The organism is Mesorhizobium sp. M0030 (genome assembly GCF_040323695.1).
Classification (GTDB): Bacteria; Pseudomonadota; Alphaproteobacteria; order Rhizobiales; family Rhizobiaceae; genus Mesorhizobium.
In genome coordinates, this window is record NZ_JAMYVE010000003.1 from 178,735 (window position 1) to 188,717 (window position 9,983).

18 protein-coding genes are annotated in these 9,983 nt (G+C 61.5%); 17 read left to right on the forward strand and 1 reads right to left on the reverse strand.

Translation table 11 applies throughout. The annotated features are described in order from the left end of the window. Positions 1–5 precede the first annotated feature (5 nt). Positions 6–317, reverse strand: coding sequence for a hypothetical protein (locus NKJ80_RS08355; RefSeq protein WP_352497405.1), 312 nt, complete (start codon positions 315–317; stop codon positions 6–8). Between NKJ80_RS08355 and NKJ80_RS08360 the strand changes: the two genes are divergently transcribed. The 17 genes from NKJ80_RS08360 to NKJ80_RS08440 all read left to right on the forward strand — a co-directional run bounded on the left by NKJ80_RS08360 (position 307) and on the right by NKJ80_RS08440 (position 9,983). Then, positions 307–558, forward strand: coding sequence for a DUF6074 family protein (locus NKJ80_RS08360; protein WP_023805187.1), 252 nt, complete (start codon positions 307–309; stop codon positions 556–558). The genes NKJ80_RS08355 and NKJ80_RS08360 overlap by 11 nt on opposite strands. Further along, positions 555–902, forward strand: a complete 348-nt coding sequence (locus tag NKJ80_RS08365; protein ID WP_023805188.1) for a hypothetical protein — start codon at positions 555–557, stop codon at positions 900–902. The genes NKJ80_RS08360 and NKJ80_RS08365 overlap by 4 nt, the downstream gene beginning before the upstream one ends. Beyond that, positions 892–1,263 (forward strand): hypothetical protein, encoded by a 372-nt coding sequence (locus NKJ80_RS08370; protein WP_023805189.1) that lies wholly within the window; start codon positions 892–894, stop codon positions 1,261–1,263. Before NKJ80_RS08365 ends, NKJ80_RS08370 begins: the two co-directional genes overlap by 11 nt. Continuing rightward, a complete protein-coding gene (gene nusG / locus NKJ80_RS08375) occupies positions 1,260–1,787 on the forward strand; it encodes a transcription termination/antitermination protein NusG (protein ID WP_023805190.1) in 528 nt (175 codons plus the stop codon). The genes NKJ80_RS08370 and nusG overlap by 4 nt, the downstream gene beginning before the upstream one ends. Before the next feature lie 242 nt (positions 1,788–2,029). Further along, positions 2,030–2,200, forward strand: a complete 171-nt coding sequence (locus NKJ80_RS08380; RefSeq protein WP_023805191.1) for a hypothetical protein — start codon at positions 2,030–2,032, stop codon at positions 2,198–2,200. Then, positions 2,193–2,648 (forward strand): terminase small subunit, encoded by a 456-nt coding sequence (locus tag NKJ80_RS08385; RefSeq protein WP_023805192.1) that lies wholly within the window; start codon positions 2,193–2,195, stop codon positions 2,646–2,648. Before NKJ80_RS08380 ends, NKJ80_RS08385 begins: the two co-directional genes overlap by 8 nt. Further along, on the forward strand, positions 2,641–4,218 hold the full coding sequence (locus NKJ80_RS08390; protein WP_023805193.1) for a terminase large subunit domain-containing protein: 1,578 nt from the start codon (positions 2,641–2,643) through the stop codon (positions 4,216–4,218). Before NKJ80_RS08385 ends, NKJ80_RS08390 begins: the two co-directional genes overlap by 8 nt. Further along, positions 4,215–4,445: a hypothetical protein gene (locus NKJ80_RS08395; RefSeq protein WP_023805194.1), complete on the forward strand. Its 231-nt coding sequence runs from the start codon at positions 4,215–4,217 to the stop codon at positions 4,443–4,445. Before NKJ80_RS08390 ends, NKJ80_RS08395 begins: the two co-directional genes overlap by 4 nt. Positions 4,446–4,453: 8 nt before the next feature. Then, positions 4,454–4,681, forward strand: coding sequence for a hypothetical protein (locus NKJ80_RS08400; protein ID WP_023805195.1), 228 nt, complete (start codon positions 4,454–4,456; stop codon positions 4,679–4,681). A 14-nt stretch (positions 4,682–4,695) separates the two neighbouring features. Beyond that, positions 4,696–4,881 (forward strand): hypothetical protein, encoded by a 186-nt coding sequence (locus NKJ80_RS08405; RefSeq protein ID WP_023805196.1) that lies wholly within the window; start codon positions 4,696–4,698, stop codon positions 4,879–4,881. Then, positions 4,882–6,525, forward strand: coding sequence for a portal protein (locus NKJ80_RS08410; protein WP_023805197.1), 1,644 nt, complete (start codon positions 4,882–4,884; stop codon positions 6,523–6,525). Positions 6,526–6,566: 41 nt separating this feature from the next. Next, positions 6,567–6,833 (forward strand): hypothetical protein, encoded by a 267-nt coding sequence (locus NKJ80_RS08415; RefSeq protein ID WP_352497406.1) that lies wholly within the window; start codon positions 6,567–6,569, stop codon positions 6,831–6,833. Then, entirely contained in the window at positions 6,823–7,785 is a 963-nt protein-coding gene (locus NKJ80_RS08420) for a hypothetical protein (RefSeq protein ID WP_352497407.1), read from the forward strand. Before NKJ80_RS08415 ends, NKJ80_RS08420 begins: the two co-directional genes overlap by 11 nt. A gap of 183 nt (positions 7,786–7,968) precedes the next feature. Continuing rightward, positions 7,969–8,811: a phage capsid protein gene (locus NKJ80_RS08425; RefSeq protein ID WP_352497408.1), complete on the forward strand. Its 843-nt coding sequence runs from the start codon at positions 7,969–7,971 to the stop codon at positions 8,809–8,811. A gap of 14 nt (positions 8,812–8,825) precedes the next feature. Further along, entirely contained in the window at positions 8,826–9,101 is a 276-nt protein-coding gene (locus NKJ80_RS08430) for a hypothetical protein (protein WP_352497409.1), read from the forward strand. 62 nt (positions 9,102–9,163) lie between these two features. Further along, positions 9,164–9,544: a hypothetical protein gene (locus NKJ80_RS08435; RefSeq protein WP_352497410.1), complete on the forward strand. Its 381-nt coding sequence runs from the start codon at positions 9,164–9,166 to the stop codon at positions 9,542–9,544. A gap of 10 nt (positions 9,545–9,554) precedes the next feature. Then, positions 9,555–9,983, forward strand: coding sequence for a hypothetical protein (locus tag NKJ80_RS08440; protein WP_352497411.1), 429 nt, complete (start codon positions 9,555–9,557; stop codon positions 9,981–9,983).

Consider the following 9,983-nt stretch of genomic DNA (forward strand, 5'->3'; position numbering starts at 1 on the left):
TTACTTTATTCCCACCTGTGGAACATGAGCATTCGGCGACTATTCGGGGAACGGTCGGCGACCTTTCGGCGCCTGATACTGTCCCAGGGCTGTGGGTTCGTCATAGGGCAGATAGCCGGCCGCTCGGCCAGATAATGGCAGAAGCCCGCAACAACAAATTGCCCGGTGCGCGGCTGTCTGCGGATGGCGTGGTTGTAGTCGATGACGCTGTCGCCGTAGTCGCCGCCATGAAAAATCAGGGGGCATAAAATGTTGGGGTCAGAAGCCAAATGTGATAACATTACACCAACCAAATCGGGGGTGCCGATGTCCAGCATTGTTCCGTTTCCGCTCGCCAAGTCTGACGGCGCCGTCAAGGAAGTTGTGGCCGCCCTGGCCGGGCTCGATGGCCGTGCGGCCGATGCCTACTGGCGGCGGCTGATCAAGGCCAAGCGCCTCGGGATGAGCGCCCAAGGTGTCTCCCAGGCTGAAGCAGACGACATACTGCTGGCCTTCGGCCAAGAGGTGTTCCTAACTCTGGCCCGTCGTTACCTTCCGAACGAAGGGGACGCGGCATGAGGGCGCGCGCCTATGAATGGCCGGAAGGCCTATACCCGCTGCGTGACTGGCTGAAACGACAGGGCGTCGATGTCGATAACCTGAAGACCGAACGCCAAGCGCTCTACCTCACACAACGCCTGATGAGCGCTCGCAAGGTGAAGATGCCGATCGACCGGCGTTCTCCGCTCTTCCCCGAACTGCAGAAGCTTCAGGGCGTCTTGCGCCTTCAGCACCAGTTGCCGCGACAAGCGAAGGAAAACCGCTACCCCGGTAAGAGCCTCGGTTCATTCGGCGCCGCGTCAACCGTTCGGCGGGTGAGTGTAGAAGACTACCTCGCTCAAGGCGGTGGCCATGACCATTGATGAGCGGCGGGCTCGCGAAAAGAGCGAGAAGGAAAACCCTTGGCGTCCGGTCCGCGAAGCGGTCGAAGACGGCATGATTTGCGAGATGCGCCTAAGCAATCTCACAACGCTAGGTTTTCAACGGTTCTTTCGGCATCTCGGCCGGTGGTATCGCATAGATCCTCCTTCGCTGATGGCAAACTATTGGGACGTGATGGAATACCGCCCGATCGGCATCAAGCTGAGCAAGCACCGCATGGCAAACGCCATCTGGCTGGCCGAAGAGGGCGGCGCCTACGAGTATCGAGGCGGCAAGTTCCTCCCTAAGCCAAAGCCATACAAAAACTATTGGCGGGCTCCCGACAAGGAAGGCGACGAATGAACCAGCGCGCGCAAGCTAACCTCTGGTACGTGGTGGAATCGGCGCCCTCGGCCGAACGGAAGGCGAGGGACGAGCTTGTGCGCGCCGGCTACGATGTTTTCTGGCCGTTCTGGCGGAAGGAAATCAAACACCATCGGACCAAGAAATGGGTGATGAAAGACTTCGCCCTCTTCGTCCGCTACGGGTTCGTGCGCCTGGCGTCACCTGACCGCTGCTCTGAGCTGGGCGACATAGATGGGGTCAACAAGGTGCTGCGCGTCCAGGGCTTCCCCGTGCCGGTCAATGACGATGTGGTCGTACGGATTCGCCGGGCGGTGGATAGCGGCGCCTTCGATGAGACGCGGGAACATGGCTACCGGCTCCGTGCCGGGGACAAGGTGCGGATCGCCGAAGGGCAATTCCTCGGGCTCGAAGGCCTCATTGACGCGGTGAAGGATAACCGGAAGGCCAAGGTGCTGGTTTCGATCTTCGGCCGCTCGGTGCCAACATCGGTAGACCTTGAAAATCTGGCGAAGGTAGCGTAATACCACACATAGGCGATTTGCGGCTGACTGAGCGGGATCTTCGGATCACTCGCCGGGCCGATGCGGGGGCAAGATTTCGCCGCCCCTGCGCTCCGGGACATATTCCACAAAACAAACGTTAGCTGCTGTTTGCAAACGTTGGTCACGTGACCTCACGTGAGCCGTCAACGCGTCACGTGACCGTCACGCGTTATGTAACGTTACGTCACGTTACCGAACGTTTCAGCGGGGAGGGCGCGAGCATGAACTATCTCGACAAGCGCCGCCTGAAGCTTCCGCCGGCAACAATCAAGGCACTGCAGGAAGACACGCGCCAGAAACTCGCCCTGGCTGTGTCGATCGCCAAGCGCAAGACGCAAGCTGAAGTCCTCGAAGCGCTCGCTGCTGTCATCTCCCAAGGCGAAGATGCCTGAGCTGACCGCCCAACAGGAAGCTTTCGCTGCCGCATATGTCGAGACAGGGAACGGCTCCAAGGCCTATCGGCTGTCCTACGATGTGGGCGCCGACACGAAGCCAGAGACGGTTTGGTCGAACGCCTCGCGCCTCCTGGCTGACAGCAAGGTTAAAGCAAGGGTCAAAGACCTTCAGGCCGAAGCCCGCGAACTGCTCATGGTATCGGTCGGAACGCTCACTGATGAGCTGGAATCAGCCCGCGCCAAGGCGATGGCCGAACCGAAGGGCGCCTCTGCTGCCGTCTCTGCCACGCTCGGCAAGGCAAAGCTGCATGGCCTGCTGATTGAGAAGGCCGAACTGACCGGCAAGGATGGCAAAGACCTGATGCCTGCCGACCATTCGCCGCGCAAGCTGGCAAAGGCTGTGGCGCTGATCCTCGCCAAGGGCATGAAAGAGGGCAATGGATAGCGGGCTGGATCTTCGCTCGCTCGAAGCCGTCATTGCCAAGCTATCAACGGAAGACCGGGCCGAACTGGTTGCGCAAGTCGCGGCTGAGCTGGACAAGCCCTTCCTGCCTAACCCTGGGCCTCAAACTGCGGCGCTCCAAAGCCTGGCCGATATCCTGCTCTACGGTGGGCAAGCCGGCGGCGGCAAGTCTGCGCTCGAAGTGGGCGCTGCGGCCAATGAACACCATTCCAGCCTGATCCTGCGCCGTGAGGCAACTCAGCTCGACGGGCTGATTGAGTTCTCGCGGGAAATCCTGGCCGGTCACGGTGAGTTTGTCGGCGGCAACGAAAACGTCTGGCGCCTCAATGGTGGCGGTCGTCTCAAGTTCGCCGGCCTGAAGCAACCCGACGACTGGCGCAAATATGCCGGCAACGCGCGGGATTACCTCGCATTCGATGAGGCAGGCGAATTCCTCCGGGAACAAGTGTTCTCGCTCATTGGCTGGCTGCGGTCGACCAGGGAAGGGCAGCGCTGCCGCGTCATCCTCGGTTCAAACCCTCCGCGTGGTGGCGATGGCCTCTGGCTAATTGAAGAGTTCGCGCCCTGGCTCGATCCGAACTATCCGAACCGGGCAATGCCTGGTGAACTGCGCTGGGCCATCGTGGTCGGCGGCGTCACTGAATGGGTCGACGGTCCTGGCGACTATGAGCGGGGCGGTGAACAATATCAGGCGATGTCGCGGACATTCATCCCGGCAAGCCTCGATGACAATCCTTACCTGCGCGACACGGATTACAAGGCCAAGCTGCAAAGCCTGCCCGAACCGCTCCGGTCGCAACTGCTCTATGGCGATTTCCAAGCCGGCCGCGCCGATGACGAATGGCAACTGCTGCCCGGTGAATGGGTCAAGGCTGCTCAAGCTCGATGGAAGCCTGACGGGTTCAAGGGCCTGCAGATGACGGCGCTGGGTGTCGACGTGGCGCAAGGTGGCGCTGACGAATCGACCATAGCGCCACGCTACGGGACATGGTTCGCGCCCCTGGTGGTGAAGCCTGGGAAGGAAACGCCAGACGGTCCATCGATCGGCGCCATGGTCTTCGGAGTTCGCCGCGACGGTGCCGGCGTCATTGTCGATGTCGGCGGCGGGTATGGCGGTGGTGCTGTCACTTTCCTGAAGGACAACGGTGTCGCTGTCTCGGGCTACAACGCCTCCCACACGTCCACGGCGAAGTCAGCCGATGGGCAATGGCATTTCCTCAACAAGCGGGCTGAAGCGCATTGGCGGTTCCGTGAGGCTCTAGACCCGTCGCAAGAGGGCGGTTCGCCCATAGCTCTGCCACCTGACCCGCTGCTGCTCGCCGATCTGATCGCCATCCGGTGGAAGCCGGTGGGTACGGCAAAGGTTCAAATCGAAAGCAAAGACGACATCAAGGTCCGGCTCGGCCGCTCTCCTGACCGTGGCGATGCAACCGTCATGTCGTGGTCGGAAGGCTCGAAACTGGCAATCCGCAAGATGCATGACGCGGCACTCGGCGGCCGGCTGCCGCAAGTCAAGGTCGGCTACTCCCAACAGAAGGCAGGCAGACGATGACATTCGAAGACTCGATCAAGGTTCCGAAGCCGCCGAAGGGCGCAACGCGCGGCTCGATCACAGAAAAGCAGGCTGCAGCATCGCTCGCCCTGGCCGGCAAGGCGTTCGGGGAAGCCCGCTTCGGCCTGATCCGGGCAGAGCGCGGCGGTGGTGCTGTGTCGGTTCTTTATGGGCTCAACGGCCGGGCGCTGGACGCCAAGGGCCTGGCCTATGAACTGAACAACTGAGGCGCGCCATGAACAAGAACACGTCTGGCGCCGTGCTGGTGCTGATCATCGCTGCCGCCGGCCTCCATCTGAACAATCTATGGGCCTGGGGCCTTGCCGCAACCACGTGCGCGCTCGCCTTCCTGGCTGAAGAGTTCTCCGATGTCGGGACCGTTGGCGCTGCCGTGCTTCACGTCTGCCTGGCGGTGCTGTCCTGGGTGGCAATCGGCGCCGCCTTCCTCGCTCTCATCGTCTGAAAAGGACCAAGACCATGGCAAGCCTGTTCAAGCCCAAAGCTCCGAAAGTGGAAGAGCCGGCTCGTATGCCGGATGCGCAAGACCCGGCCGTCCTGGCTGAGAAGCGCCGCCAGATGGCAGAGATGCGGGCGCGCGGTGGTCGGGATTCGACCATCATGTCCGACAATCTCACCGGTTCTGTTGGCAAGCTCGGCGCCTAAATGACCGCGACCTCTGCCGCCGTCCAAACGATTGTCGACAACGGCAACCGGCTCTTCAGCGAGAAGACGCCGCTGCTGAGCCATTGGCAGGAGCTGGCAGAGCATTTCTATTACGACCGGGCAGACTTTACCGGGCCGCTCAACATCGGCTCTGACTATGCTTCCGGCTCGTTCTCGTCTCGTGCCGCCATCTATCGCCGCGACATGGCCGACCTCTACCGCACGATGCTGCGGCCTTCCGATTTCTTCGAAGTCAAATCGCTCGATGATGCGCGCAACAAGGTGCCTGACGCCCGTGCATGGCTCGAATATGCCACGGCTATGCAGCGCGCCGTCATGTACCGCAACGGCGCTGGCTTCACCAAGGCGACGGAAGCAGGGGACCATGATCACCTGACCTTCGGGCAGGCGGTTATCGAAGTGACGCCAACGTCTGACCGTCGCAACCTGTTCTATCGCAACTGGCATCTGCGCGACTGCGCCTGGTCGGAAGACTATGCCGGCTCGGTGTCGGACGTGCACCGCAATTGCAAGCCGACGATTACCCAGCTCATGCAGCTTTTCCCTGGCAAGGTGCCTGAGGCGCTGACGCGTGACGCTGCGAAAGACCCTTACAAGAAAATCTCTGCCCGGCATGTGGTGGTGCCTTCGGCGTCTTACGCTACCGGCATCTCGGTTCGGGCCGAACACGAGTTCATTTCGCTGTGGGTGCTGCCCGACTGCGAAGGCGAAGTCCTCGAAAACATCGGCCGCACCTATCGCGGCTATATCGTGCCTCGCGGTCCTACCGTCTCCGGTTCGCAATATGCTCGCTCTGTCTTCACCTCGATCATCCTGCCCGATAGCCGGACGCAACAGGCCATCGAACGCATCCTGCTCGAAGCCGGTGAAAAGGCGATCGACCCGCCGATGATTGCGGCCATGGATGTCATCCGCTCGGATATCGGCCTCGGTGCCGGCGGCATTACCTGGCTGGACAAAGAGTATGATGAGCGGCTGGGCGAAGCGCTGCGGCCTCTACAACTGGACTTCTCGGGCCTGCCTGCCGGGCAGAACATGTCGGATCGTCTCGACCAGACCATCCGCATGGGCTTCATGACCGACAAGGTGCAGATCCCGGACACGTCCGGCATGACTGCCTACCAAATCCGCAAGGTGGTCGAACAACAGATGCGGGCTCACATCCCGATGTTTGAGCCGGTCGAAATCGAATATTCGGAACCGCTCTGCGCGGAAACGTTCAAGGTGATGCGCTCCCTCGGCGCGTTCCCTGCCAATGAGATACCGGACGCACTCAAGGGCTCCGGTGTGGAGTTCTCTTTCAAGAGCCCGATCAAGGATCTGGAAGACGAGGGCATGCAGCAGAAGCTTATCGAAGGCCTGGGCGTGGTGAAGGAAGCCGCTGCACTCGACCCGATGGTTGCCAAGCTGCCGAACGCCATGGCGATTGCCAAAGACCTCCTGCGCCGCACTGGCTGGCCGGAAGAATGGCTCAACAACGACAAGATGATGAAGGAAGCGGCCGACCAGATGGCGGCCGACGCGCAAGCGGCAAGCGTCGCTGCGAGCGTCGGCGGCGCCGCTGAAGTGGCTGGCAAGGCCGCTCCGATGGTCCGGGCTCTACAGGGTGCGCAAGCCGCATGAAGCAACCCTCAACGCGAAACGGGACGCCGCGGTTAAATCCGATGGCGCCTGCCACATACGATGACCTCGATGTCGAAGCCATCAAGGCGGTCGCCGCTGGCAACGCTTCTGAGGGACAGCAGAAGCGGGCAATCGCCTGGATCGTCCACAAGGCCGCGATGACATACGACGAAGTTTTCGTCGCTGGGCAACCTGATGTCGGCCACCACCTGACCGGCCGGCGCAATGTCGGGAACCAGATCCTGAAGCTGGTCAACACGCCTATCCATTTGCTGACGAAACCGAAAGGAACACCTGATGGCCGATGACACTCTTGCGGGCGCGGCTCCGGCCGAAAACCCCGCTCCGGGTGCTGCCGCAGCGGTAGCCACGCCTGCCGCCGTTGTGACTACCGAACCGGCGCAAGCCGCTCCTGCCGCCGCTCCTGCGCCTGCTGCCGCCGCTCCGGTGGCTGCCGCCGCCGAAGAGGAAGGCACTTTCGGCAAGGACTGGCGCGACAAGCTGGCGAAGGGCGATGAAAAGAAACTCGCCATGCTCAAGCGGTTCACCTCTCCTGAGGCGCTGCTACAGGCGCAAGAAGAGGCGCAACGCAAGATTTCCGAAGGGCTGAAGCCGAAGGGCAAGCCCGGCGACAAGGCGACCGATGACGACTGGAAGGCGTACCGCAAGGAACACAATATCCCCGAAGCGGTCGATGAGTTCGTCAAGGCCATTGTCCTGCCTGACAAGCGGGTGATCGGCGACGATGACAAGCCGATTGTCGCTGCCTTTGCCGAACGTGCCATCAAGAAGGGCATTGCCCCGACCGACATGGCCGAAATGGTCGATGAATACTATGCGCTGCAGGAGGAACAACAGTTTCAGCAGGCGACCTCTGACGCCGATTTCAAGAAGACTGCAGAGGCCGACCTGAAAAAGGAATGGGGCGGCGACTATGCCGGCAACTTTGCGGCGATGCGTCCCTATTTCGAGACTGTCAGCCCTGAGTTGTTCGACAATATGATGGGCGGCCGAATGGCTGACGGTCGGAAAATCGGCAATCATCCCGACGCGCTGCGCTTCTTCGCTGCAAAGGCTGTCGCCGAAAACCCGATGGCTACGATTGTTCCGGCCGGCGGCTCGTCGGCAGAAGGCCTCCACTCTGAAATTGCCTCGATGGAAAAGCGCATGAAGACCGAGCGCGCCGCCTGGCACAAGGATACGAAGGCGCAAGAGCGCTATCGGCAACTGATCACGGCCCGCGACAAGCTCAAGGCCTGATATCCCGCTCGAAGACGGCCAACCCGCCACGCGGCTCCGTCCATAGCGGCTCTACCCAAACCAGCACGAAGTCAGCGCCGAAGGGCGGTCTAGCGGCTCCGGTTCAACCCGGACAACCCGCGACCCTGGCCTGCGGACAACCTGCCTACGGCTCCCGATCCCTCCATAGAAGGAATCTGGACCATGGCCGACACGGCATTCCAGAAACAATATCGTCAAGAGTACATCGCCGGCTTCGAAGCCGGTGAAAGCCCGCTGCGCATGTCGGTTACGACCGAGTTTGTGCGCAAGGGCAACGAAGCAATCTTCCTCGTGGCCGACAGTGGCGGCGCGGAAGCTCGCACGCGTGGCGTCAACGGCCTGATCACGGCTCGTGGCGACAACCTGACCCAGAACACCGCAACGCTGGTGGAATGGCACGACCTGGTGCGCAAGACCGACTTCAATATCTTCGCCTCCCAGGGCGACCAGAAGCGCATCATGCAGGACACTTCGCTCAAGGTGATGAACCGCAAGGTAGACGCGGACATCATCACCGAACTGGCGAACGGCACCGTTGACACCGGCGCCGCTGTGACCGGCTCGCTTACCCTCGTCACCAAGGCAATCGGCATCCTCGGCCTGGCATCCGTGCCGATCCAGGAAATCGAAAACATGTGGGGGCTCATCACTCCCGCAATGCTGACGTACTTCATGCGCGACGCGACTTTCACGTCTCGCGATTACGTCGACGTGCAGCCGCTGGCCGGCGGTCCTATCAAGCGCGTCATGCGCTGGGCAGGCGTCAACTGGCTGGTGCATCCGACGCTTCCGGGCGTCGGCACGAATGCCGAAAAGGCGTTCCTCTACCATCGCTCGGCCATTGGCCACGCGGCGGACACTGAGAACCTCGAATCCAAGGTCGGCTATGACGAAGAGCAGGGTTATTCCTGGGCTCGCGCCAGCGCCTTCATGGGCTCGAAGCTGCTGCAGAACAGCGGCGTTGTCGTCATGAACCATGATGGCTCTGCCATCGTCGGCGTCTAAGGAGGGCTGAAACCATGGCTTACGCAACTACCAACCCTCCGGTCCTGATCGCTCAGGGCATCGCTGGCTTCCGTCTGTGGAAGTATGAATCCGTCGATGCGGCCACTCTGGTCCGCGTCTCCGGCTACTTCACCAACGGCTGGCAGCTCGGCATGCGTGCCAATGACATCATTTTCGTCACTGACACGGACAGCTCGAACGCCACGACCATCCACACGGTCAACTCGGCAACCGTTTCGGGCGTCGACCTGACCGATGGCGTGGCTGTCGGCACCACCGACACCGACTAAGGCGTCAACAGGGCAGGGGCTTCGGCTCCTGCCCTTTCTCATTTTATCGAAAGGAACCGGCAATGGCCGAAGCGATCCCGATTGTTGCCGGCGATGCCGGGTCTACGAAGTCCACTCCGGTCATCCTCGTTGACCCGGATGGCAAGATTTCCAGCAACGGCGAGTTTGAAACCGTCGCTGCATCCCAGACCGACCAAGTGATGGGAACAACCGGCGCCATCGGCGACGTGCTGGCCTCGCTGGTCTGTGTGGTGGCAACCGCTGCCACCGCTCAAGTGCAAATCAAAGACGGCGCCGGATCGGCGATAACCGTTCTGCCCAACAGCCCCGGCGGCGGCGTCGGCACCTATACGCTTTTGTTCAATCTGCGGTCGCTGGCCGGCGCCTGGAAAATCACCACCGGGGCGGGCGTCAGCGTCATTGCCACCGGCAATTTCACCTGAAGGAGCTACCATGCCTCTGAACGTCAACGGCCTGCTGCTGGCCGAAAGCAAGCGCACGATCTACCGGGTTTCGCTCTATGCGAACACCAAGCCGGAAGACCTTCTCGACCCTGGCTTCTGGGTCCATGTCGGGCCTCAGATGCGCCCTGATGACCGCATCGAAGTCGTCGGCTTCGACAAGGTATGGTTCGGCGAAGTGCTGGTCCTGGAAGTGGGCAAGGGCGCTGCTGGCGGGGCTCGGGTGGCCTATATCGCCGGCCCTACGCCGCTGACTAACGAAAACACCCTCTCCAAGCCTTCCGAGCATGAAGTGCGCTGGGGCGGCCCGAATGCCGGCTGGCGCGTCGTCCGCACCAAGGACAAGGCGGTCATCGCCGACATGCTGGATTCGAAGGAAGCCGGCGTTGCCTGGATCGCGGAAAACCTGAAGGCGGCTTGA